Annotated in this window: 24 protein-coding genes and 1 tRNA gene; 15 read left to right on the forward strand and 10 right to left on the reverse strand. The window is 61.8% G+C overall.

Features of this window, described 5'->3' with window-relative positions:
- Positions 1–4: 4 nt before the first annotated feature.
- The 5 genes from LF599_RS03365 to LF599_RS03385 form a co-directional block, all read right to left on the reverse strand.
- Positions 5–1,594, reverse strand: coding sequence for a DUF885 family protein (locus LF599_RS03365; RefSeq protein WP_279522289.1), 1,590 nt, complete (start codon positions 1,592–1,594; stop codon positions 5–7).
- Between the two features lie 25 nt (positions 1,595–1,619).
- Positions 1,620–2,573: a chemotaxis protein gene (locus LF599_RS03370; RefSeq protein WP_279522290.1), complete on the reverse strand. Its 954-nt coding sequence runs from the start codon at positions 2,571–2,573 to the stop codon at positions 1,620–1,622.
- A gap of 116 nt (positions 2,574–2,689) precedes the next feature.
- Positions 2,690–4,081, reverse strand: a complete 1,392-nt coding sequence (locus LF599_RS03375; protein WP_279522291.1) for a sigma-54-dependent transcriptional regulator — start codon at positions 4,079–4,081, stop codon at positions 2,690–2,692.
- The gene (locus LF599_RS03380; RefSeq protein WP_279522292.1) at positions 4,078–5,508 is read right to left on the reverse strand and encodes a HAMP domain-containing sensor histidine kinase; all 1,431 of its coding nucleotides are present in this window, start codon (positions 5,506–5,508) and stop codon (positions 4,078–4,080) included. The genes LF599_RS03375 and LF599_RS03380 overlap by 4 nt, the downstream gene beginning before the upstream one ends.
- Positions 5,509–5,624: 116 nt before the next feature.
- A complete protein-coding gene (locus LF599_RS03385; RefSeq protein ID WP_269943805.1) occupies positions 5,625–5,897 on the reverse strand; it encodes an acylphosphatase in 273 nt (90 codons plus the stop codon).
- Between the two features lie 175 nt (positions 5,898–6,072).
- On the opposite strand from LF599_RS03385, the gene LF599_RS03390 reads away from it, so the two are divergent.
- Positions 6,073–6,666, forward strand: a complete 594-nt coding sequence (locus LF599_RS03390; RefSeq protein ID WP_279522294.1) for a hypothetical protein — start codon at positions 6,073–6,075, stop codon at positions 6,664–6,666.
- Between the two features lie 171 nt (positions 6,667–6,837).
- The gene (locus LF599_RS03395) at positions 6,838–7,083 is read left to right on the forward strand and encodes a hypothetical protein (RefSeq protein WP_279522295.1); all 246 of its coding nucleotides are present in this window, start codon (positions 6,838–6,840) and stop codon (positions 7,081–7,083) included.
- 75 nt (positions 7,084–7,158) lie between these two features.
- On the opposite strand, the gene LF599_RS03400 is transcribed toward LF599_RS03395, so the two are convergent.
- Positions 7,159–7,662, reverse strand: a complete 504-nt coding sequence (locus tag LF599_RS03400; protein WP_279522296.1) for a hypothetical protein — start codon at positions 7,660–7,662, stop codon at positions 7,159–7,161.
- 429 nt (positions 7,663–8,091) lie between these two features.
- Between LF599_RS03400 and LF599_RS03405 the strand changes: the two genes are divergently transcribed.
- The 6 genes from LF599_RS03405 (at position 8,092) to LF599_RS03430 (ending at position 14,123) form a co-directional block, all read left to right on the forward strand.
- Entirely contained in the window at positions 8,092–8,403 is a 312-nt protein-coding gene (locus LF599_RS03405) for an FmdB family zinc ribbon protein (protein ID WP_269943802.1), read from the forward strand.
- Positions 8,404–8,526: 123 nt separating this feature from the next.
- A complete protein-coding gene (gene purB, locus LF599_RS03410; protein WP_269943801.1) occupies positions 8,527–9,822 on the forward strand; it encodes an adenylosuccinate lyase in 1,296 nt (431 codons plus the stop codon).
- A gap of 4 nt (positions 9,823–9,826) precedes the next feature.
- On the forward strand, positions 9,827–10,384 hold the full coding sequence (pyrE, locus tag LF599_RS03415; protein ID WP_269943800.1) for an orotate phosphoribosyltransferase: 558 nt from the start codon (positions 9,827–9,829) through the stop codon (positions 10,382–10,384).
- 58 nt (positions 10,385–10,442) lie between these two features.
- Positions 10,443–11,702, forward strand: coding sequence for a L,D-transpeptidase family protein (locus tag LF599_RS03420; protein ID WP_279522297.1), 1,260 nt, complete (start codon positions 10,443–10,445; stop codon positions 11,700–11,702).
- Positions 11,699–12,406 (forward strand): hypothetical protein, encoded by a 708-nt coding sequence (locus LF599_RS03425; RefSeq protein WP_279522298.1) that lies wholly within the window; start codon positions 11,699–11,701, stop codon positions 12,404–12,406. Before LF599_RS03420 ends, LF599_RS03425 begins: the two co-directional genes overlap by 4 nt.
- Entirely contained in the window at positions 12,357–14,123 is a 1,767-nt protein-coding gene (locus tag LF599_RS03430; RefSeq protein WP_279522299.1) for a M14/M99 family metallopeptidase, read from the forward strand. The genes LF599_RS03425 and LF599_RS03430 overlap by 50 nt, the downstream gene beginning before the upstream one ends.
- Before the next feature lie 81 nt (positions 14,124–14,204).
- Here the strand turns inward: LF599_RS03430 and LF599_RS03435 are convergent, their stop codons facing one another.
- From LF599_RS03435 to LF599_RS03445, 3 genes are all read right to left on the reverse strand, one after another.
- Positions 14,205–14,456, reverse strand: a complete 252-nt coding sequence (locus LF599_RS03435; RefSeq protein WP_269943795.1) for a hypothetical protein — start codon at positions 14,454–14,456, stop codon at positions 14,205–14,207.
- A gap of 199 nt (positions 14,457–14,655) precedes the next feature.
- The gene (locus LF599_RS03440; protein ID WP_279522300.1) at positions 14,656–15,636 is read right to left on the reverse strand and encodes a 2-hydroxyacid dehydrogenase; all 981 of its coding nucleotides are present in this window, start codon (positions 15,634–15,636) and stop codon (positions 14,656–14,658) included.
- Between the two features lie 116 nt (positions 15,637–15,752).
- Positions 15,753–15,829: transfer RNA gene (locus LF599_RS03445), tRNA-Arg, on the reverse strand.
- A 454-nt stretch (positions 15,830–16,283) separates the two neighbouring features.
- On the opposite strand from LF599_RS03445, the gene LF599_RS03450 reads away from it, so the two are divergent.
- The 7 genes from LF599_RS03450 (at position 16,284) to LF599_RS03480 (ending at position 22,525) form a co-directional block, all read left to right on the forward strand.
- Positions 16,284–16,961: a phosphoadenosine phosphosulfate reductase family protein gene (locus tag LF599_RS03450; RefSeq protein ID WP_279522301.1), complete on the forward strand. Its 678-nt coding sequence runs from the start codon at positions 16,284–16,286 to the stop codon at positions 16,959–16,961.
- Positions 16,962–17,289: 328 nt separating this feature from the next.
- Positions 17,290–19,188 (forward strand): NADH-quinone oxidoreductase subunit 5 family protein, encoded by a 1,899-nt coding sequence (locus LF599_RS03455; RefSeq protein ID WP_269943794.1) that lies wholly within the window; start codon positions 17,290–17,292, stop codon positions 19,186–19,188.
- Entirely contained in the window at positions 19,188–20,036 is an 849-nt protein-coding gene (locus LF599_RS03460; RefSeq protein ID WP_269943793.1) for a respiratory chain complex I subunit 1 family protein, read from the forward strand. The genes LF599_RS03455 and LF599_RS03460 overlap by 1 nt, the downstream gene beginning before the upstream one ends.
- Positions 20,037–20,039: 3 nt before the next feature.
- A complete protein-coding gene (locus LF599_RS03465; protein ID WP_269943792.1) occupies positions 20,040–20,483 on the forward strand; it encodes an NADH-quinone oxidoreductase subunit B family protein in 444 nt (147 codons plus the stop codon).
- 18 nt (positions 20,484–20,501) lie between these two features.
- Complete coding sequence (locus tag LF599_RS03470) at positions 20,502–20,867, forward strand: NADH-quinone oxidoreductase subunit C (RefSeq protein ID WP_269943791.1); 366 nt, start codon at positions 20,502–20,504, stop codon at positions 20,865–20,867.
- Positions 20,868–20,876: 9 nt separating this feature from the next.
- Positions 20,877–21,956 carry a hydrogenase large subunit gene (locus LF599_RS03475; protein ID WP_279522302.1) on the forward strand — a complete coding sequence of 360 codons (1,080 nt, stop codon included), beginning with the start codon at positions 20,877–20,879 and terminating at the stop codon, positions 21,954–21,956.
- Between the two features lie 8 nt (positions 21,957–21,964).
- Positions 21,965–22,525 carry a 4Fe-4S binding protein gene (locus LF599_RS03480; RefSeq protein WP_279522303.1) on the forward strand — a complete coding sequence of 187 codons (561 nt, stop codon included), beginning with the start codon at positions 21,965–21,967 and terminating at the stop codon, positions 22,523–22,525.
- Positions 22,526–23,124: 599 nt separating this feature from the next.
- Here the strand turns inward: LF599_RS03480 and LF599_RS03485 are convergent.
- The gene (locus LF599_RS03485) at positions 23,125–23,664 is read right to left on the reverse strand and encodes an FmdE family protein (RefSeq protein ID WP_279522304.1); all 540 of its coding nucleotides are present in this window, start codon (positions 23,662–23,664) and stop codon (positions 23,125–23,127) included.
- Between the last annotated feature and the right edge of the window lie 19 nt (positions 23,665–23,683).

A 23,683-nucleotide genomic window follows, 5' to 3' on the forward strand; every position in this document is an offset into this window, starting at 1 on the left:
GCGGTCAGCGAATCTGTCGGCGCGCGATGCAGGGCAGGGGCAGTTGTCCCTCGGCGAACAGGGTCTTGCAGAAGAGCGGCAGGTCGAGCCGCCATTCACGCCGCAGTTCGGTCAGCTCGTGCAGGCCGAGAATGGGCATGATCCGGTGACCCGGGGCCGTGCGGATGAGCTTGGCCTCGGCCAGCCCTTCTTCCCTGGTGAATCCGGCCTTGTCCAGGATGGTCAGGCAGTGGTCCTGGTCGAGATCGCCGGAGGCCAGCTCACAGTCGATGCGGGCCAGGGCCGCCCGGCGCAGGCCGCGCACGTGACGGACCAGCCGGTCCAGGTCGGTTTCCAGATAGCCCAGCTCGTCCAGGAGATGCTCGGAGAAGGCCAGCCAGCCCGCCATGAACAGGGGGTTGGTCACCTGGCTGAGGATCGGGTCGTCCAGCGCACGGCGTTGGGAGTCGAGCAGGTGGCGTCCCGGGTAGGTCTGCATCGCCGTCAGGAAGGGGAACTCGCGGCGGATGCGCGCCAGATGGGCCGGGGTGTCACGAAATCTGTTGCCGGTGAAAATCTGTGGGCTGACGTAGCAGCGGGACGGTTCGTTTTCCCAGGCCCCGAGCACGGGGTCGTGGTGAATGGGCCGCAAGCCGGACGCCATGTGCCTGGGCTGTGGCTCTATACGCAGGCCGGAGTCCGTGAAGACCCCGGACAGGGGACCGTTCTGCACGAAACTGCGAAGCCTGTGTATCTCGCGGATAATCAGGTCCAGGGGAGCCAGCCCGTCGGTCGGCGGCCCTTCGTACCCCTCATACAACTCCTGCCACGACCCGCCGCCGATTTCGGATTCCAGCCGCTTGAGGGAGGTCAGCCGGGCGTCGAACTCGGCTTCGGCCAGGTCGCGCAGTTCCTCTGCGGACCGGCTCGTGCCGAGGACGTGTTCAGCAGTATAGCTGAAGGGCGGCCCGTCCGGATCGGGGATCACGGGCCTTGAGGTGACGAACCGATCGTATTCGCGCAGGGAGGCCAGGGCGTCGGCCAGAAAGCGGGGAGCCCTGCCCGTGCGGCCCAGCTCCATGCCGCTCAGTTCGGTCAGGTAGCGGGCACAGTCTCGGACCATGGTTTGGGAGTTGGCCCGTCCGGCCGCGCTGGCGGCCTCGACATTTTTGATGGCGTGGGCGAGCAGGGCGGGAACGGCCTTGAGCCGGGCAATGAATCGCTTCTGTCTGGCCCGCTCGTTTTTTGCGGGCAGGTCGGCGGCCTGCTCCAGCCCGGTGAAGGCCACCTGAAGATAGAGTTCCGGGGCCCGTTCCCAGGCGCGGATGCCGTCGAGTTCGGCGATGGCGCCGCTGGCGTTCATGGCCAGGGCCTCTGCCAGTGCCTTGTCCGTCGGGACCGTGGCTTTGTCCGCTTCGGCCAGGAAGGTGCGGCGGAAGGATTCCAGGGAGGCCAGGTGGCGGGCGATGCCCTTGCGGGATAGATCGTCCAGCCGGTCGAGCCGTTTGGAGGCGTCCGTCACGGGCGGCATGAGCGGAAAGGCACCGGAGGCGCACATGACCGGGTAGTGTTTTGCCAGGTAGGCGAAGAACTTTTTGGCGATTCCGGGTTTCATGTGTTCTTTGCCTCTGGGGTCCGGTTTAGTCGGCCTGCGTTTCGAGCAGTCGCAACGCCCGAGGGGCGAGTTCGCTCAGTTCGGCTTTGGAAATCTGCGCATCGGCCCCGACGGCCATGCCTTTGTGATGCAGGGTTTCGCTGATGATGGAAGAGCAGAGGATGACCGGCAGGCGTCTGAGGACGCCGTCTTCCTTGATGCGCCGGGTCAGGGTGTGTCCGTCCATGGAGGGCATTTCGATGTCCGTGACCACCAGGTTCACGAACCTGTCCAGGGAGCACCCCTCTTCGGCCGCCTTGGCCTTGGCCTTGAGCAGGTATTGCAGGGCCAGTTCGCCGTTTTCAGCGGTTTGGACCCTGAATCCCGCCGAGGTCAGGATGTTGGCGATCATCTTGCGCGCCATGGTGGAGTCGTCGGCCAGGAGCACACGGTATTCCCTGTGGGCGATCGTTTCCCTGACCGCATGGGCGGGAGCCAGGTCCGGCTCGTCCTCGGGGTTGAGGTCCATGCAGATCTTCTCCATGTCCAGGATGAAAGTGATCCGTCCGGAAATCTTGACCACGCCGGTGATGGAGTTGACCGTCAGTGCCGAGACGTAGTTGGTGGGGGCCTCCACCTCCTGCCAGCCGATGCGGTGGATGCGGGTCACGCCCGATACCAGAAATGCGCTCTTGGTCCGGTTGAACTGGGTGACGATGACCTTGGGCGGCTCTTTTCCCGCGCGCGTCTTGCCCAGCCATCCGGCCAGGTCGATGAGCGGAATGACCTCGTTGCGGAGGGTGAACGCGCCGAGCACGGATTCGTGGGGCGCCTCGGGCATCTCGGTCAGCTCGGGCATCTGGATGATTTCCAGGACCTTGGCCACGTTGATGCCGTAATATCCCCGGTAGTCGCCGTTCGCACGCATTTCGTCGAGATAGAATTCGACGATTTCGAGCTCATTGGTGCCCGACTCCAACAGGATCTTGGTTTCGCTCATTAACAGGTGTCTCCAGGGGGGCCTCTGCGGACCCGGCGGTATCGTGACCTAGAACATATACAAGCGGTTTGCCGTGCGCAACCCCGGACATGGGGCTATTCCCGGAGGAAATGCAGCTATTCCCCGTCGATGCCGTATTTTTTGATTTTGTAATGTATGGCCCGGCGGCTGATGCCCAGCCGGTCGGCGGCGTCCTTTCTCACTCCGCCCGCCGCCTTGAGGGCGCGGATGATCGTTTCCCGTTCGTTGTCCTCAAGGGACAGGCTTGCCGAGGAGACATGCGGAGAATCAGGGGGCGGCGTTTCGAGCTGGAGGTCGTCGGCCCCGATGGTGTCCTCGTCGCAGAAGACCAGGGCCGCTTCCAGGGCGTTTTCCAGTTCGCGGACGTTACCCGGCCAGGGGTGGGTTTCGAGCCGTCGCGACGCCTCGTCCGAGAGCGTGGCGCGCGGCCGTTCCTGACGGGCGCAGAGCCGGTCGAGGAGTCCGTCCGCCAGAGCCGGGATATCCTCGCGCCGTTCGCGCAGGGGAGGGATGGTCAGGGTGACCACCTTGAGGCGGTAGTAGAGGTCCTCGCGGAACCCGCCGTCCGCGACCATCTTCGGGAGGTTCGCGTTGGTGGCGGCGATGACCCGGCAGGACACGGTCCGTTCGCTGTTGTCGCCCACCCGTCGGATGGTCCCTTCTTGGAGAAAACGCAGCAGCCGGGTCTGCATCTCCGGGGAGATGTTGCCGATCTCGTCCAGGAACAGGGTGCCGCCGTCGGCTTCCTCGATGAGTCCCTTCTTGTCCTTGACCGCGTGAGTGAAGGACCCTTTGACGTGGCCGAAAAGTTCGCTTTCGAGCAGGGTGGGCTGGGTTGAGCCGCAGTCCACCACCACGAAGGGGCCGCCCGCCCGGGGGCTCGACTCGTGCAGGATGCGCGCGGCCATCTCCTTGCCCGTGCCCGACTCGCCGAAGAGCAGGACCGTCGCCGTGGACCGGGCCACGCGGTCCAGCCGTTCGAGAAATCGTGCCATGGATGGGGCCTTCCCGCCGATCAGGCCATGCGTGCCGGGTTTGGATGCGGAGCCGTAAGGGGACGGACCGGCTGTTTTCGCACCGGGCGTGCCGCCGTTTGCAGCCGCTTCGCCGCGCGCTTCGAGCCGGACGCGGATTCTGCGAACCAGCTCCTTGCCGTCGAACGGCTTGGTCAGATAGTCGGCGGCCCCGGCCAGAATGGAACCGACGGCGTCCGGGATGGTCCCGTGGGCCGTGAGCATGATGATCGGGATGTGCGGCCAGTTCTCCATGACCTCCTTGAGCAGGCCCCGGCCGCCCATGCCGGGCATCTTCACGTCGGAGACGATCAGGTCCACCGGCTCGTCCGCCAGCATTTCAAGGGCGGTCTCGGCGCGGTCGGCCAGAAGCGGGCTCAGCCCGGCGGAGAGCAGGCGCGCTTCGAGCACCTGCAGGATGTTTTCGTCGTCGTCGACCACCAGGATGGTCGGAATGTCCGGTTTCGCGCTCATGAATGCTCCTCGTCGGGACTGGCGGGCAGAGTGAAGTGGAAGACGGAGCCCCGGCCCGGTTCGCTTTCGACCCAGATGCGGCCGCCGTGCGCCAGGACGATGCGCCGCGAGATGGCCAGGCCCAGCCCGGCCCCGTCGACACTCTCCCGCACGCCGGGCTCGCGGTAGTACTTGAGAAAAATGCGTTTCTGCTCATCGGGCGGGACGCCCGGCCCGTCGTCTGCGACGCTGAAGACCACTTCTTGGTTCCTGCGTGCGGCGCTTACCAGGACCGTGCCCTCCCGGCCGGAAAATTTCACGGCGTTGCCCACCAGATTGGTCAGCACCTGGCGGATGTGCGCGGGATCGGCCCGGACGGCAAGGTCCGGCCCGACCTCGCCTTTCAGTGTCACGGAAGCCGCCCTGGCCGTGGGCGTAATTCGTTCCAGGGTGGAGTGCACCAGCTCTGCCGCGTCCACTCGTTCCGGAGCGAGTTCCAGTTCCTCGGCCTCCAGGCGCGAGACCGAAAGGAGCCGGGTCAGCAGGGCGGACAGCCGGTCGGATTCCTGCTCGGCGATGTCCAGGAACCGCTTCTGTTTTTCGTTGACCTCGCCGAAGGTCCCGGACCCGATGAGGTCAACGGCCTCGCGCACCGAGGTCAGCGGAGTGCGTATCTCATGGGAGAGCATGGCGATGAAGTCGGCGCGCATACGTTCCTCGCGCCTGAGCCGCGCGGCCATGGCGTTGAAGGCCAGGGCCAGTTCGCCCAGCTCGTCCCCGGACAGGATGCGCACGTCCCGGGGGGCGGCCCCGTCGCCGAGGTCGCGGATGCCCCGGCGTACTTCGCTCAGCGAGCGGTTCAGGGTGTAGGCCAGCAGCAGGCTGCCGCCCACGCCGATGACCAGGCAGAAGGCCAGCCCGTACATGCCCACGTTCGCCGCATGGCGTCCCGCGTCGCGCAGGGCGGTCAGACGCGCTTCGAGGTCGGCCTGGTTCTCCAGCAGGGATTGTTCGAGAATGTCGGTCCAGTCGCGGACCGTGTCGTCCGGGGCCAGGTTGTCGCCCGGGGAATTGGCCGGGTCCAGGGTGATCTCGTATTCCGAGGTCAGATCCTTCCATTCGTCGGCGTATCGGGGATGTTTCCGGATGGTCTCGTTGAGAATCTCGCCGAATCGGGTCAGGTCCTCGACGATGAAGCCCACGGCCGCCTGGTCGCCGCCCAGGATGCGGTAGCGGCGGATGTTGTTCTGCACGTTGCCGAGGCGTTCGAGCATTCGCTGGATGGCCGAGTCCAAGGCGTGGTTCTCGGTGACGATGAGTGCGGCGATGTCGGCGTCCTGCCTGACCTGGCGGAAGAGATAGGCCGAGGTGGCGAAGAACACCGCGATCAATGCGCACGACCAGATGGTCAGCTTGGTTGCGATGTTCAGGTGGCGGGCCTCGGGCATGGCTAGTCTCCTACCGCATCCGGGTGGGCGGCGCAATCGGGGCGCGCGGGGCAAACAATACCGCCCGTCACGCCGGAGGGCGCGGCGGGCGGGCCGGTTGACCGAGGACCGAAAAATCAGCCCCGGATTTCAAATACGTCGTACGTCTTGTCGTGGTCGATGGCGTTGCAGGAGATCTCGATCTTGTCCACGATGGGGGCCTCGGTCCTGAGGTGTTCACGGAAGGCCGCGTACTGCGCCGCTTCTCCCTGCAGCAGGATTTCGGCCTTGCGATCGGCGATGTTCCGCACCCAGCCCTTGAGTCCCAGGCGTTGGGCGGTGCTCTGGACCCATGACTGGAAGTTGCCTCCGGTGACCTTGCCTTCGACGATACAAGTGTAGCTCAGCATGATGAACCTCCGATTTCGTGTTTCCGCTTATCTGTCGCTATAGGATAAAATCGGAAAAGAGAAAAGGGGATGGCCGAGAAAATGAGCGCATTGGCGGTTGCCTTGGCGGGCCGGTCCGTGTATGGTCTAAACCTGCTCTGAGCGCTTCACTGTCGTGAAGCGGAGGAATCCCCCAATGCGCGTATTGTTTTTTATTGTCGCCGTGATCGCGATGATCATTTTTTCGGCTCCGGTCTGGGCGTCGCTCCCCTATTGCAATCCGGACGTGGGCTATACCATCTGGCTGCCCCAGGACTGGACCGAAGCTCCGGCGGAATACCTGGACTCGGTCGAGCGGGCGCGTATGCCGTGGCCTGTCCAGGGCATGGCCCCGGACTGGAAGGCCGGCTACGTCAACTCCGACGGCCGGGGATGTTCCCTCCTGGTGGAGGTCAAGCCGGGCCGCAAGATGCAGACCTCGGACATCTCCAATTTCAACAGGTTCCTGATCCGTTCCCTGACCCGATCCATTCGCGACGAAGTCCGCCTGCCCGGCGATCCCGTTACGGTCTTCAAGGACGCCGTCTATTTCAAGGACAAGAAGACCCTGCGCATCGAGACCGAGGTGTCGCGGGACGGCAAAACCAAGCTCAATCTGGCGTACATAGTCTACACGCGTAAGGGCATGTTGGCCTTTGCCGCCTACGTGGACCCCGATGACGCCAAGGCCCGCCGCGCTGTGGACGAGGCCGTGCTTTCGGTCTACCTGGACGACAAGCTGCGCTACTGACCGGCCGTTGACTGGCGGGAGCGGGCCGGATACCATTGCCCCGAGCGGGAACGTATGGTTCCCGAGTGCGCATTTTTCGGTGCGCGAGGATAGTCATCAAAGGGTATCGTCTTGAAATCATGGCGATTCATTTTGGGAACGCCCTTTGCTTGAAGTGCACAGGAGGCCCGAGTGAAGAAAATACTATTGGCAACAGTCCTCACTCTCGTGATGCTCTCCCCGTCCTGGGCGGCGGACGTTCGCTTCCCGGCGGGTCCTTTGCTTGCGGCCTCCGAACAAGGCGACCGGAGAAACGGCCATGCGGTTCATGGAGAGCGGGACAAGAAGCACCCCGAGACCATCATCATCAAGGGCAAGGGCGGCAAGGTCACCGGCGTGGAGCGGGAGCCTGAAAGGCGGCCGCGCAAAAAGAAATAGCCGCGTATCGAAGCGCACGAAAAAGCCCCCGGCGCCAATCGGCAGCGGGGGCTTTTTCGTGCGCTTGAGCAGGAGCTATTGGGCGGTGTCGCAGGCGGGGACCTGCGGGTCGGTGCCGCTTTGGAGCAGCTTGGTGCGGTACTCCTTGACTTCGTCCAGGGAGTTCCAGCCTTCGTACATCTCCATCCATTCACTGAAATCGAGGTATTCCTCGTCCAGGTGTGGCTCGTGCATTTTCTGCCACACGTTGAACAGATACATCTCCACCTTGAACCGGACGTCATCGAAGACCTGCGGCAGGACCGTGGGCTCGTATTTTTCGCCGTCCAGGCGGGATGCCACGAAGGAGCAGACGTTGTCCTGGGAGCGTTTATAGTCGAGGGGAGCGTCGTTGACCATGTCCGCGAACCTGAAGAGGACAGGGTTTTCCTCCTCGATCTTCCGCAGCTTGTCCTCCGGAATCTCAATCCGCATTCCGCCGTCCTTGTCGACCGTGAAATAAAATCTTACCCATTGGTCGAATTGGAAGATTTCGAGGGCATCCTTGATGGCATTTTTTACGCTGACGCTTCTGAGCATGGCGTTGCTCCTTTGGATTTATGCTTGGATTCGGGAATATGGACATCATACCGTTTCGAGTCAAGGGGAAATCCGGCGAGCCGGGGGTAGACAAAGCGGATGCAGTTGTTATATGAAGTGCGGCTCGCAAGAAAGAAAAGCCCCTTCGGGCCTAAATATCTAAGGAGACAACCATGGCACGCCACAAAAAGCATGAGCGCAAGAAGGAACTGGATCGCAAGCGTCACCGCCGCCAGAAGGCCATCAAGGCCCGCATCCGGGAAGCCCAGGCCGCCAAGGCCTAACTCTGTCGTTTGTTCGCGCCGTGCCCTCAAGCCGGCGCGTTTTTCCCGCCGGGCCGTGCGTCGTACGCACGGTGCCGGGGATTGTTGGCGCCCCGCATGAGGCGCTGTAACTTTTGCCTTTGTCGTCGAAGGAATGTTTTAAGTCATGCCTATCTACGAATACCAATGCAATTCCTGCCACACCGTGTTCGAGGAGTGGCAGTCCGGGTTCGAAGAACACGAAATGCGCTGTCCCGAGTGCGGAGGCGAGTCCAAGAAACTCATTTCCCACTCTTCCTTTCATCTGAAGGGAGGCGGCTGGTACGCCGACGGTTATGGCGGAACGAGCGCCGGGAACAAGCCCGGCGAAGCTCAATCGCCCGCCGACGACGGCGGATCCGAGGCCTCGGCCAAGCCGCAAGCGGCCCCGGCTTGTCCCGCCAAGGCGGATACATCGAGCGCAGGTTCAGCGTCCTAAACACGCGCCAAAGGCAGCACCCGCTGCCTTTTTTATTGGCTCCGCGCCACTTGAGTTTTTATTGCTCCGTTGCCATAGTGTATCACTTGCGCGGCGAGCACCCAAACATGGAGAAAAGAGACGATGCTTGAACGGTATTCCCGTCCGGAGATGCGGGCGTTGTGGACCCTGGAGAACAAGTTCCGGGTCTGGCTTGAGGTTGAATTGGCGGTGGTCCGGGCCTGGACTGAAATGGGCAAGGTCCCGCAGGACGCCTGCGACGAGATTCACGAGAAGGCGGATTTCGACGTCGACCGTATCCTGGAGATCGAACAGACCACCAAGCATGACGTCATCGCATTTCTGTCCGCCGTCGAGGAAAAGGTCGGGCCGAGCTCCCGCTACATCCATCTGGGATGCACCTCCTCCGACATCGTCGACACGGCCAACGGGCTGCTCTTGACCCGCGCCGGGGCGATCATTTCCAAAGGCATCGACCGCATCCTTGAGGTGCTCAAGGGGCTCGCCTACAAGCACAAGGGCCTGATCTGCATGGGCCGGACCCACGGTATCCACGCCGAGCCGACCACCTACGGCTTGAAATTCACCGGCTTCTACGCCGAATTCGCCCGCCACAAGGTCCGTTTCGAGGCGGCCCGCGAGAATATTCGCGTGGGCAAGCTCTCCGGCGCGGTGGGCACCTTCGCCCATTCCGGCCCTGAGCTTGAGGAGCGCACCTGCGCCGCGCTTGGTCTCGCGCCGGACCCGCATTCCACCCAGATCGTGCAGCGCGACCGCTATGCCCAGCTCTTCACCGCCCTGGCCATGCTGGCCGGTGGCATCGAACGGCTCGGCCTTGAGCTGCGCCATCTGCAGCGTACCGAGGTCTCCGAGGTCGAGGAAGGCTTCACCAAGGGCCAGAAGGGCTCCTCCGCCATGCCGCACAAGAAGAACCCCATCTCCGCCGAGAACCTTTGCGGCCTGGCCCGGGTTATCCGCTCCAACTCTCTTGCGGCCATGGAAAACCAGGCCCTGTGGCACGAGCGCGACATTTCCCACTCCTCCGTGGAGCGGGTCATCATGCCGGACACCACCGCGCTCATCGACTACATGCTGCATCGCATGGCCGGAGTCCTGGAACGGCTGGTGGTCAAGGAGGATGTCATCGAGCGGAACCTGCTGAGCTCCTTCGGCCTCTTCTACTCCCAGCGCGTCCTGAACAAGCTCATCGACACCGGCCTGAAGCGGCAGGAGGCCTACGAGATGGTTCAGCGCGTGGCCATGCGCTGCTGGGAAAATCGCGTCCAGTTCGAAGACGAGGTGCGTAACGACCCGGAAGTTAAGAAACATCTCGGTTCCAACGAACTTGACGAAGCTTTTGACCCTTCGTATTACAAACGCTATGAAGACGTGGTTTTCAATCGCGTCTTTGAAGGATAACAGGATGACGGAACTCAAATCGCGGCTGGCAAGGCTTCTGCTCAAGCTCTCCTACAAGGAAGGCGACTTCACGCTGACCTCGGGAAAGAAGAGCGATTATTACTTCGACTGCAAGCAGACCGCGCTCAATGCCGAGGGCGGCTACCTCATCGGGCGGCTCTTCGTCGAGATGCTCAAGAATTACGAAGTGCAGGGCGTGGGCGGCATGACCCTCGGGGCCGACCCGCTGGTCTCGGCCGTGACCGTGGTGTCCTTCCTGGAAGAGCGGCCGCTGCCGGGTTTCATCATCCGCAAGAAGTCCAAGGGCCACGGCACCAACCAGTACCTTGAAGGACTGGCCAACTTCAGCGAGGGCGACAAGGTTGTTCTGCTGGAGGACGTTTGCACCACCGGCGGCACGCTGATAACCGCCGCCGAGCGCGTGCGGGATGCCGGTCTTGAGATTGTCGGTGTGCTGGCCGTCCTCGATCGCGAGGAAGGCGGCCGGGAGCGGCTGAAGGAGGCCGGGCTGGAGCTCGGCGCCATCTTCACCCGCCAGGAGCTGCTGGCCGCGGGGAAATAGGCTCGCCGGGAACACCGGGAGCCGGTTCGGGTAAACCAGGAGCGGGTAGAAACAGCACATGCGGGTAGCACTCATCGTCCTGACACTCATTATGTCCGCGACAACGGCCCTGGCCGGGGGTTGGACGCCGTTGCTTTCCTCCCATTCCTACGGGCCGGAACGAATCATCGCCGTGGACAAGCGAGCCCAGGAACTGATCGTGCTCGAACGCAAGTCGCCCTTGCACGAGGTGCGGCGTTTCCCCTGCACCACGGGCCAATCCCTGGGCGACAAGGCCGTTGAGGGCGACATGCGCACCCCCGAGGGCGTCTATTTCGTCGGTCGACGGATCAACCGCAAGCTGGATTGGAACCTGTACGGCAACATCGCCTATTCCTTGAACTATCCCAACCCCATCGATCGCATCAAGGGCAAGACCGGCTCGGGCATCTGGTTGCACGGCAGGGGCAAGACCTTCCTGCCGCGCGACACGCTCGGCTGCGTGGCGCTCAAGGTCCCGGACATGAAGAACGTGGCCCTGGACGCGGCCTACGGCACTCCGGTGGTCATTGCCGACGACGTCGACTGGACCCCGGAGCCGGGCGAAAGCGAGGTCACGGCCATGACCCTGGTGAAGACCCTCCAAGAATGGGCCCGTGACTGGGGCGCCAAGGACGAGGCGTTCTTCTCCTATTACGACGCCCCGCTCCTCAAGATGTCCGAGGGGCTCGATTTCGATGGCTTCGAGGCGCACAAGCGCAACATCTTCTCCGCCCAGCCGTGGATACACGTCATGGTGGACAACGTCAGGGCCATTCCCGGCCCGGGCTACTGGGTGACCTGGTTCGACCAGTATTACCGGACCAGGGGGCTGGCCTCCACCACGGGCAAGCGGTTCTACTGGGTGCAGGATGAACAGGGCCGCTGGCGCATCGCCGGACGCGAGTACGTTCCGGTCACGGAAGAGCTCGACGACAAGTACCTGTCCGTCAAAACGGGCGAGGCCGTGGAGCTGGTGGAGAAGTGGCGCGAGGCGTGGCTTGCCGCCGATGTGGCCGCATACGGGAGTTTCTACGAGCCGAACGCCGACCAGGGAGGCCGTCGCGGGGCGGCTGATATTGTCGATTACAAAAAGACGTTGTGGGCCAAGAAGCCTCCTGTTAGATTGGAAATTGATGACCTGAAAGTCGCTTTGCATCCCATGGGGCTCAAGGTGGCCTTTGTCCAGGTTTTCGCCGATGCCGGGGGGTATGAGGACAGGGGCCGCAAGACCCTGATCCTGGTGCCCGAAGGCGATTCCTGGAAAATCGACAGTGAGCAGTGGAGACGGATGAGATGAGCGATTCCAAGTACAGTGTGCTCTTCATGCGCGATGATCGGGACGTGTCCCGATATCGTCTCAGCCCGTTCTGGTTGAAGATGTTCGTCTTCAGCCAGATCTTTTTGCTACTGTGCGCCGTGGGCGGCATCTACATGGGCGTGCGCGGGTTCCGGATCAACAACGCGTTGCAGACCGAGAAAAAGGGCCTGGAGCAGCGCTTGGTGGACGCCGAGGTGCGGCTTGAGCGGCTGGGGAACATGGAGAAGATCCTCGAATCCTACGACGCGACCGAGCTGCAATCCCTTCTGGCCGCCGCCACGACCGAGGCCGAGCATCCCGAACCGCGGGAAGAGATCAACCTGAACACGATCTTCACCCGCGCCGACACCCGCCAGGTGGGCGTTGAAAACATGCAGGCCAAGCTGGCGGGCCGCAAGCTGACCGTCTCCTTCGAGTTGAACAACCTCCAGGCCTCCAAGGCCATGGCCGGACAGGCGGACTTCCTCTTTCTGACCAAGGGCGGCAAGGCCGAGGACGCTGAAACCAACAAGGCCGACCTGTCGTTTCAGATTCAACGATTCAAGCGCATTCAAACCACTTTCCTCCTGCCCGAGGGCATGGAGCGCAAGGACCTCTTCGGGCTGCGCCTTGAAATCAAGGGAAAGGATGGAGATGTCGTTTTTGCCGAAACGTATCCCTTCTACCACATTCTGGCTTCTTAGCCTGATTCTTCTTTCCTTTGCCTCCCAGGCCGACGCAGGCTCGTGGGAGCATTCCTTTTTCGCGGGCACGCAATATCCACTCAAGGTCGTCTACCTCCAGGGTGAGCGGCCCGGCCCTACTGTCATGGTTCAGGGCGGTATCCAGGGCGACGAAACTTCCGGATACATCACCGCTCAACTCCTTTCGCGCGGCAAGGTCCTGCGGGGCAATCTGATCGTCCTGCCGCGCGCCAACGTGCCGTCCATCAATCTGCGCAAGCGGCAGATCAACGTGGACATGAACCGGCGCTTCGATCAAAATTACAATCGTTTCTACGAGGACCGCGTGGCTCGGGTCATCCGCTATCTGCTCAATCAGGCGGACGCCTTCATCCATCTGCACGAGGGCAGCGGCTTCTACAATCCGACCTACGTGGACAACCTGCGCAACCCCAAGCGGTACGGCCAGTCCTTTATCGTGGATACCCTTGCCTACAACCAGATCGATCTGGCGGGCACAGTGGCTCCGGTACTGGACGAGTTGAATGACCATATCGGGATGAGCGACTACAAGTTCCGGCTGTTCAATACGAAAACCTTCGACAAGGGCACCAGCTATCCCGAGATGCGCAAGTCCCTGACCTGTTACGCCCTTGCCGAGCACAACATCCCGGCCGTGGCCGTGGAGGTCTCCAAGTCCATCATTCAGATAGACTGGAAGGTCCGGCAGCAGTTGACCGCCACCATCATGCTTCTCCATCGTCTCGGCGTCGAAGTGGCTCCGCCCGAGTTTACCGACGAGGACGTCCTGGCCTATGCCCGCAAGGGGGTCACGGTCACGGTCAACGGGCGTACCCTGGGCAAGGACCGGGTCATCAATCTTGCGCCCGGATCGACCCTGGCCGTGAAACAAGTTTCCTCGGGGCCGAGCGAGTTCGCTCCCGAGCTCGCCCTGTTCGCCTCGGACCGGCCCGGCGTGAACCTCATCAACGCCCGCCGCATGGCTCTTGAGCCGTTCTCCGAGTTGGAATTGCGCTCCGATGGCCGAAAGGTGGCCAAGGCGCAGGTTCGCTGGACCGGCAGGCTTCCCAACGCGCCGGGCGACGACACCCCGGTGTTCGTCTGTTGGCTCAACGGCAACCCGGTGTTCGTGCGCGAGGGCGAAACCCTTCATGCCGTGCTCGGCGACCAGCTCATTCTCGAAGGCGTTTGGGGCAGCGATCTCAAGGAGGTCGTCAACCTCAAGGGGTTCGTGGCCATCCCCTGGGCAAACAACGGCCAGGACCTGGGCTGGGAGATCATTCTGGACCCCGACAATTTCATGTCCAAGTACGCCCTTGAGGAAGACAGCTCGTCCGGGACGCTGTTCCGGGTGGTCAGAGAGACGCCCGGCGTTCCCCGGTCCACTTTCTACGTCGAAATCCTGCCGCGCACCGTGCTTGCGCTTCGCCTTGGCGACGAGCGTGGACAGAATCTTCTCATCCCGTGGATTTCCGGCGGCAGCTACAGGCTGCCCGAGGGCGAGTACGTGTTCGAGTCCGCATGGAGCAACGGCCCGGACGACAAGCTTGTGGCGCTGGCCGGGGATGTGCCCCTTGAAAAAGGCCGCTCTTTCCGGGTGGATTACGCCCAGCCCCTCAAGTTGACCGTGCGCCAGGCCACCACCTTTGGCGACATCGGGTCCATGACATTCACTGCCGGCGGTTTGGCCAGCCGGGAGACGCGCGGCCTGCACTAGTCTGCGACGCCGTATCAAACGCGACGAGCCCCGCCTGGAATCATCCGGCGGGGCTCGTTGCGTTCAATGGAAGAGGAAGGGTCAGCCCATAAGCAGGCCGACAAGGGCCAAGGCCACGCCCAGGCAGAGCAGCACGGCTCCGAACTCCAGCGCGCCGTACAGGAGCAGCACGGCGGCCACGAGGATGAGTAGAACGCCGGAGGTCACGGCCAGACGCGGGGAGAGCGTCATCTTTCGCGTGATCTCGTCTATAGGCCGCTTCACGGCCTGGCCGCATCGGCGGCATTTGCGGTCTTGGGGGCGGATGGCCGCTCCGCATTTGGCGCATTTCATGGACAGGCGGTTAGCACAGTTTATGCCCAGGGAAAACCCTTAATTCCAGACGGTTGTGATTTTCAGATATATACGGTCGGTTCGCCTTCGGCATGTCGTTCTCGTGCGATCGGAACCGGCTTCAATTGGAAAACGCCCGCCGCGCGTCAGGGTCACGCGCGGCGGGCTGATGGTTTGCGAAGCGGAAGGGCTGTGCGTGCTAGTCGTATATTTCCGGGTTGAGGCAGGTCTCGGGTTTCCGGCCTTCGAGCATGGCGATGAGGTTACGGGCTGCCAGGACGGCCATGTCGGCGCGCGCCGAGGCGGTGCCGGAGCCGATGTGGGGCAGCAGGACCACGTTTTCCAGCTCGGCCAAGCCGGGCGTGAGGGCGGGCTCGTTCTCGTACACGTCCAGACCGGCTCCGGCTATTTCGCCGGTCTTGAGGGCGTGGAGCAGGGCCTGTTCGTCGATCACAGGACCGCGTCCCGTATTGATGATGCAGGCGGTCGGCTTCATGCGCACAAAGGCGTCGGCTCCGAACAGATGCTTGGTGCCGGGATTGAGCGGGGTGTGTAGTGATATGTAATCCGACGCCTCCAACAACTCCTCAAAGGAGACCAGGCGGGCGTTCAGCTCGGATTCAAGTACTTCGTTCCGGCGGTTGGAAGAGCTGGTGTACAGGACCGGCATGTTGAATCCACGGCTCATGCGGGCCATGGCCGTGCCGATGCGGCCAGCGCCCACGATGCCCAGGGTCTTGCCGGAAACGTCGCCGCCGATGAATTGCAGGGGGCCCCAGCCGGGCCATTCGCCCGAGCGCATGAGCCGGTCCGCGGGGATGACCTGCCGGGCCACGGCGAAGAGCAGGGCCCAGGCGCATTCGGCGGTGGCGTTGGTCAGCACGTCCGGGGTGTTGGACACGGGCATTGATCGCCGGGTGGCTTCGGGCACGTCGATGTTGTCGAAACCGACGGCGTAGTTGGCGTATCCCTTGAGTTTGGGAGCCGCGTCGAAAAACTCGGCGTCGATCCTCTCGGTGAGCAGGCCGATCACGCCTTCGCAGTCGGCGACGATTTTTAGCAGTTCGTTGCGGGACACGGGGGCGTCCACGGGGTTGACTTCCACCTCGGCCACCCGTCGGAGCAGGGCGAGCCCTTCTTCGGGGATTTGGCGGGTGACGTACACCTTTGGTCGATCCATTCTTTCCTCCTTGGATGTTCCACCAAAGAATGCGGTCAGGCGGCCAAGGAGTCAATCGCCGATTGGCGCAACTGAAAAGTCCCCTGTAGGTTGACCTACAGGGGACTTTGCTAGCGTGGTGCGCCCGGCACGATTCGAACGTGCGATCTTTCGGTTCGTAGCCGAATGCTCTATCCAGCTGAGCCACGGGCGCGCAAACGAGATGCATGTCTATGCGTAACCTCGTCGGACGTCAAGCGCTTTTTTCCGATTTTTTTCATTTGGTGGGAAAAATATTGGCCTGAACGGCAGATCTGGCGTCATCCCGTTCCGCCAACCGGACCGGGCCGTTGCCGGAAAAACGCGTCATACGGGGGATAATCGGGAGTCCCGTTCTGATTCGCCACTCAATCGCGCTCGTGGACATGGTTCTGTGGGACATGGAAAAAATTTTTCTAGAAAGAAGCATTCTTTTTCGTTTATGCCTGTTTTCGGATGCGTACGATTGAAAAAAAAGTCAGTTTTTTCTTTTTCGGATTGAAAAAAAAGGCGTTTTTTCGTTCGCGGGGCGCGCCGGGCAGAGTGGCCAATGAGATGTATTTTCCCCTTGCCTATGGATGGGGGGTGCGGCAACGTTGGGGTGTAAGCAACCATACGGGAACAACTTAATGTCCACTCTCGAAGAGAAAATTCTGCATAGTGAAGCCCTCCTGTCCGACCTGGCCGGACGAGTCGACCCCGCCCGGGTTCGCGTGGCCTGGACCGGAGGCAAGGATTCCACCGTTGTCCTGTTTATCTGGAAGACTCTGGTTGAACATGCCGGGGCCGGTCCGGTGCGGGCCATCAATCTCGATACCGGCTGCAAATTTCCGGAGGTGCTCGCTTTCCGCGACCGCATGGCCGCTGCGTGGGGCGTGGACCTTCATGTCGCCCGGCCCGCCGTCGCCCTTGCAGGCTATCCCCTGGCCCGCGATCCGCTCGTCTGCTGTCGCGAACTTAAAGTGGAGCCGTTGAAGAAGGCGGTGCGGGAAACCGGGACCGATTTCCTTCTGACCGGCATTCGCCGGGATGAGCACCCCGACCGCATCGCGCGGAAGGAGATGGAGGAGCGGAGCGATCCGGACCATACTCTGGTCAACCCGCTGCTCGACTGGACCGAATCCGACGTCTGGGCTTTCCACGCCCGCTTCGGCCTGCCGCACTGCGAGCTTTACGATCAAGGGTACCGTTCCCTTGGCTGCCGCCCCTGCACCACGCTTCCCGACGTGCAGGGTGGTGAGCGGTCCGGCCGAGCCGGAGGCAAGGAGGCGGTCCTGTCCGCCCTGACCAATCTCGGATACTTCTGACTAGTCCGAAAGTCCGAGTGTCGAATCTCTCGGAAGCCCTGTCAGGTGGGGATTGTGCTTTTTTTCACGACATTCCATACTTTTTCGAGACGGACTTTTTCAAAAACGTCAAATAGTGCGAGATCGTGTGTAGATACGGTCGCTTGCAGCGTGTTTGAGTATGAGGCAAAAGTTCGGTTCGGGCCTTGACCTGGGTGTCAACTTCACCTAAGGACAAGTGTTTATTAGGCTAAGGGGTAAGTGCAAACGCACTGGTTTTTCGGTTGGAGGTGAACCGGAATCCAGGTGCCTGCTGTACTCGTTCTTCATCTTCTGAAACGAGGTCTTCATGTCAAATCTGTTAGTGCTTCTCATCCTGCTGCCGATGGCAGCGGCGGTGGTCTGCTATTTCGTGCGGTCTTCGTCCGTGCGGAAGCTGACCGTACTCGCCACTGGGGGCATCCTGACGCTCGCGTCGTTAGGGCTGCTTTCGCAGGGGACGTTTGCGCCGATCGAGGTCGGCTCATTCCTGGGCATCGGCAGCGATTTCTTGGTTACCGTCCTGGATTTCGTCCTGCTGGGTGTCATTTTCTTTTATGGTTATAAACACAAGAGCCTGCTGGTTCAGGGCTTCACGTTGGCCCAGACGGTTCTCCTCGTCTGGTTCGAGGTGGTCATGGTCGGCCACGAGGCCGTGCCCGCGCTGATGGGCGACCAGCTCACCCTGGTCATGGTCCTGGTCATCTCGATCATCGGTTCTCTGATCTGCGTCTTCGCTATTCCTTATATGAAGGAACACGAAGAGCATCTGGGCCTGAAGAAGACGCGCCAGCCGCGGTTCTTCTTCTTCATGCTGCTGTTCCTGGGCGCCATGAACGGTCTGGTCCTGTCCAACAATATCCTGTGGATGTACTTCTTCTTCGAAGTGACCACCCTGTGCTCCTTCATGCTCATCGGGCATGACGCCACCGAGATCGCCACGAAGAACTCCATCCGGGCCTTGTGGATGAACGCCTTCGGAGGCCTGGCCTTCGTCGTCGGCATGATGCTGGTCTACGCCCATGCCGGAACGCTGAACATCTCCGCGATGCTGGCCCTCGGCCCCTCTGGCGCCATGATGGTCACCGGCGTCGCCTTCCTCTGTCTGGCCGGTTTCACCAAAGCCGCCCAGGTCCCGTTCCAGTCCTGGCTGCTCGGGGCCATGGTCGCTCCGACCCCGGTTTCCGCACTCCTGCACTCCTCAACAATGGTTAAGGCGGGCGTGTTCGTGGTTCTGCGGTTCGCCCCGATCTATGCCGGAACCTTCTTGTCCACGGGCATCGCTCTGTGCGGCGCTTTCACCTTCCTCAGCTGCGCCGCACTTGGCGTGGGGCAGTCCAACGGTAAGAAAATCCTGGCTTATTCCACAGTGGCCAACCTCGGCCTGATTATCTGCTGCGCCGGCATCAACACCCCGTTGGCGTTGACCGCGGCGATTATGCTCATCCTCTTCCACGCTGTCTCCAAGTCGCTGCTCTTCCTGTGCGTCGGCACCATCGAGCAGGCCATCGGCTCCCGCGACATCGAGGACATGCGCGGCCTGTACGGAGAGCATCCCCGTACCGCGCTCATCACCATCATCGGCATCCTCTCCATGATGCTGCCGCCCTTCGGCGTGCTGCTCGGCAAGTGGATGGCCATTGAGGCCTCGGCCGACAGCAACCTCTTCGTGGTGGTCATGCTGGCCCTGGGCTCGGCCCTGATGGTCGTGTACCTGGCCCGCTGGGCCGGTTCCCTCATGGGCACCCGCGAGCCGGGCGCCAGCCCGGAATCCCAGCCGCTGCTCATCCGCGTGCCGCTGATGACCCTGTGCCTGGGCGCGGTGGTCCTCTCCCTGACCTCCCCGTGGTTCTACAACTCCATGCTGGCCCCCTGGATCGGTTCGGCTCCCTTCACCGTGGGGTTCGGCTCTCTTGAGTCGGCGCACGGCACCTTTGTGGTGGTGCCCCTGTTCCTGGTTCTCGGCCTTGGACTGCTGTACGCGGTCAAGGCGGCCTCGGGCTACCGCAAGGTCAAGATCATGCCGCCTTACGTGAGCGGGGTGAACAGTTCCGCAGACGGCACCTACGTCGGTCCCATGAACGGCGACGTGCCGTTCTCCACCGGCAACCTCTATCTGGGCGAGCTGTTCGCTGAACCCAAGCTTACGCCCATCTTCAACGCTCTGGCGGTCGCGCTGATCGTCCTCATGCTGGGAGGGGCGCTCTAATGGAAACTCTCATTCTCGTCATCATCGGACTTGTTGGCGCTCCGTTGGCAGGCGGCCTGCTCGCCGGCCTGGACCGCCGCGTAACCGCCTGGTTCCAGTCGCGGCAGGGGCCTCCGATCATGCAGGCCTTCTATGATGTGGCCAAGCTCTTCGGAAAGGAAAAGATGGTCGTCAACCAGTGGCAGATTCTCTGCGCCTGGGTGTACCTCGTCGCCGCGGCCGCTTCCGTGGCCCTGTTCTTCGCTCAGGGCGACCTGCTGCTCGTCATCTTCGTGCAGGCCATCGGCGCGGTCTTCCTGGTCATGGGCGCCTTGTCCACCAAGTCTCCGTACGCTCAGGTGGGCGCGCAGCGCGAATTGATCCAGGTCCTGGCCTACGAGCCGATACTGGTCCTGGTCTTCGTGGGCTTCTACATGGTCACCGGCAGTTTCTCCATCGAGGCCATCTGGGCCCAGGAGACGCCGCTTCTGGCCAAGATGCCGCTGCTCTACCTGGCCCTGGGCTACGCCCTGACCATCAAACTGCGGAAGTCCCCGTTCGACTTCTCGACCTCCCATCACGGCCATCAGGAACTGGTCAAGGGAGTGCTCACGGAGTACTCCGGCCCCTACCTCGGCCTGATCGAAATAGCCCACTGGTACGAGACCATCCTGGTGCTCGGCCTGTGCGCGCTCTTCTGGCATACCAACGTGGCCTGGATGGCGCTTCTGCTCGCGGCCACCTATATGCTCGAAATCCTGGTGGACAACACCATGGCCCGGATGACCTGGCGCTGGATGATAAAGCGCGTCTGGCTGCTCGGCATGGGCATGTCCGTCGTTAACCTCATCTGGCTGTACGCGGGGTAAATCATGTTCGGATCATTCATAAAGAAATCTCGCGCCAAGTCACCGTGGATCATGCACTTCGACTGCGGTAGCTGCAACGGCTGCGATATCGAGGTACTGGCCTGCCTGACTCCGCTCTACGACGTGGAACGGTTCGGCGTCGTCAACGTGGGCAACCCCAAGCACGCCGACGTGCTTCTGGTTACCGGAACGGTCAACCACCGGAACAAGAAGGTGCTCAAGAACATCTACGACCAGATGCCCGAGCCCAAGGCCGTCATCGCCATCGGCGCGTGCGGCAACACCGGCGGCGTATTCCGCGAGGCCTACAATGTCGTGGGCGGCGTGGATAAGGTCATCCCCGTGGACGTCTACGTTCCCGGCTGTCCGGCCAAGCCCGAGGCCATCATCGACGGCGTCGTGGCGGGACTCGCCAAGTTCGCCCAGAAAGTCGAAGAAGCCAAGTAGCTTCACGCGAGGTAATCAATGCAAGGTAAAGTTATAGATGTGACCGTCGACAGCCTTGTCGGCGAGGTCATGCATATGAAGAACGACGGGCAGAGGCTTGTCACGTACTCCACCTACCAGGAAGGAGACAAGATCGGCATCCTCTACCACTTCGACAAGAACCTGGAGATCACCCACCTGCGGCTGCTGGCCGACATGGACAAGCCCATTCCGAGCGTGTCCGGCGTCTATTTCGCCGCTCTTCTGGTGGAAAACGAAATCCGCGACCAGTGGGACGTCAAGTTCGACGGCCTGGTTCTCGACTTCAACCGCACGCTCTATCTCGACCCCGAGGTCACCCAGGTTCCCCTGGTGTCCAACGTCAAGATCGAGCCCAAAAAATAGGGGGCTGAAATGGCAACCACCGTTATACCCTTCGGCCCGCAGCACCCCGTCCTGCCCGAGCCGGTCCACTTGACCCTCAAGGTCGAGGACGAGATCGTCAAAGAGGCCATCCCGGCGCTGGGCTATGTCCATCGCGGCCTGGAGAAACTGGCCGATATCCGCGACTATCACCAGATGATTAACGTCTGTGAGCGCGTCTGCGGCATCTGCTCCATGATCCACGCCGTCTGCTACTCGCAGAGCATCGAGGAACTCATGGGCGTCGAGGTTCCGGACCGCGCCAAGATGCTGCGCATCATCTGGTCCGAGCTTCATCGCTGCCACTCCCACCTGCTCTGGCTGGGCCTGTTCGCCGACGCATTCGGCTTCGAAGCCCTGTTCATGCAGTTCTGGCGTGTTCGCGAACGCATCATGGACATCAACGAGGCGACCACCGGCAGCCGCGTCATCGTTTCGGTCAACGTCATCGGCGGCGTCCGCGCCGACCTCAGCCCGGAGCAGATTCGCTGGATTCTGTCCGAGATCGAGATCGTCGAGAAGGAAGTCCGGGCGATGCAGGACACCATCATGAACGACTACACGGTCAAGTCCCGTACCGTGGGCATCGGCGTGATGACCAAGGAACAGGCCTGGGAACTCGGCGCGGCAGGCCCGACCCTGCGCGGCTCCGGCGTGGCCCAGGATATGCGCATGACCGGCTATGGCGCATACGGCGAACTGGACTTCGAGCCAGTGGTCGAAACCGCCGGAGACTGCTGGGCACGTTCCACCGTCCGTTTCCGCGAAGTGCTCCAGTCCATCGACCTGGTCCGCCAGGCCATCGCCAAGCTCCCCGAGGGCGAGCTTGCCACCAAGGTCAAGGGCAATCCGCCCGAGGGCGAGATATTCACCCGGGTCGAGCAGCCGCGCGGTGAGTGCGTCTACTACATTCGGGGCAACGGCACCAAGCACTTGGACCGGCTGCGTATCCGCACCCCCACGTTCGCCAACATTCCGCCGCTTCTGGGCATGTTGCCGGGCTGCGAGCTGGCCGACGTGCCGGTTATCGTGCTGTCCATTGACCCGTGCATCAGCTGCACCGAACGCTAGGAGGTCGTATGCTGTTTACACCGAACGTCATCAAGAACCTGCTGAAAAAGCCCGTCACCCGGAAGTATCCCTTCGAGGTGCGCGCGCCGTTCTCCAATTACCGGGGCGAGCTGGTCATCGACATCAACAAGTGCATCTTCTGCGGCCTGTGTTCCCGCAAGTGCCCCAGCCAGTGCATTACCGTGGACAAGTCGTCCGGCACCTGGCAGTGCGACCCGCACGCCTGCGTCTACTGCGGTCTGTGCAGGGACAACTGCCCGACCAAGTGCCTGTCCATGAAGGATACGCACCGCAAGCCGGTTGCCGAGAAGGTCACCTGGATTGAGCACGGCAATCCGCCCAAGCCCAAAAAGAGAACCGTCGAAGCCAAGCCCGAGCCCGAAGTCAAGCCCGAGCCCGCGCCTGAAGCCAAGCCTGAGGCCGAGGTTGAAGCCAAGCCCGAAGTCAAGGTTGAAGCCAAGACTGAAGCCCCGGTTGAAACAAAGGTTGAGGTCAAGTCTGAGGTCGAGGCCAAAGCCAAGCCCAAAACCAAGAAGTCTGGCAAGAAAGGCAAAAAGGGCGGCAAATAGCCGTTCCGCAATGCAATGAAAAAAGCCCCCGCGCGTAAGCGTGGGGGCTTTTTTGGTGTGCCTCCGGCGGCCGGGGGAAGAGGAAGGAAAAACCTTTCGGTGAAAGGTTCTTTCCTTCCTCTTCCCCGACCCCCATCTCCATCCTTTTCCAAAGCTTTTTATGCCGCTTCGCGGAAAGGAGCGAAAGCTGTTTTGAAGGATGCGGAGGGTAGACGAGACCGTGCAGGAATCGAGCGAAGCGAGCGAGAAAAAGTTTTGAAGAGGGGTCCAAGGGGGAAACTTTTTCAAAAGTTTCCCCCTTGGCCGCCGGAGGCATTCCTCTCCTGCGACTTTTGGCCGCATTCCTGAAAGTAGAGGGCAGCATGGCTTTGCCGTCACATGGCATGTGCCGAATCCCCTCTAGGACATGCCTCCTCACAGGCTTTTAGCCCTAACGTGTCCCATGTACCAGGGTTGTTCTGTCAGCTTTTTTTTGGGGGGGGAGTTCGGTGAGACGGTGTAGGAATCGAGCGAAGCGAGCGACAAAAAGTTTTGAAGAGGGGTCCAGGGGGGAAACTTTTTCAAAAGTTTCCCCCCTGGCCGCCGGAGGCATTCCTTTCTTACAACTTCTGGTCGATTTCCCCAAAGCAGGGGATGCAGTAGGTCTTACCGCCGTAGCGGCGGGTGCGGGATTCCATGACCAGTTCGCCGCATTGGGCGCAGTGAAGGCTTTCGAGGACCTGCGCGGGCCTGGGGGCGGGACAGTCGAGCCGGGTGATGGTGAACATGTCGTCGAGGGGGAGGGTCATGAAGTGGTCGATGGCCTCTTGCCAGCATTCGTTGGGCTTGGCGGGGCCGGTCTCATTGAGCAGGGCGCGAAACCCCTTGCCGGATTTGCGGTCGTAGAAGGTGAAGGCGCGTTTGCCGTAGTCCCTGTGGATGAAGTTGCCTTTGCCGAGAGTGCAGTCGGTCAGGAACTGGATGGCGTCTACTCCGCACATATCGGTTTCGGCCACGGTGACCAGTTCGAGGGTGTCGAGTTCGCCGAGTTCGCGCTGGACGAGTTCCACGGCGCGGATGCCGATGGTCAGGCCGGGGCAGTGGTGTCCGTGGAACCGGACGGTCTCGTCGATTTGCTCTTTGGGGAAGGCGCAGGACATTGGGGAGTCTCCTTTTTCT

The sequence above is a fragment of the Pseudodesulfovibrio thermohalotolerans genome, assembly GCF_021353295.2.
Lineage (GTDB): Bacteria > Desulfobacterota > Desulfovibrionia > Desulfovibrionales > Desulfovibrionaceae > Pseudodesulfovibrio > Pseudodesulfovibrio thermohalotolerans.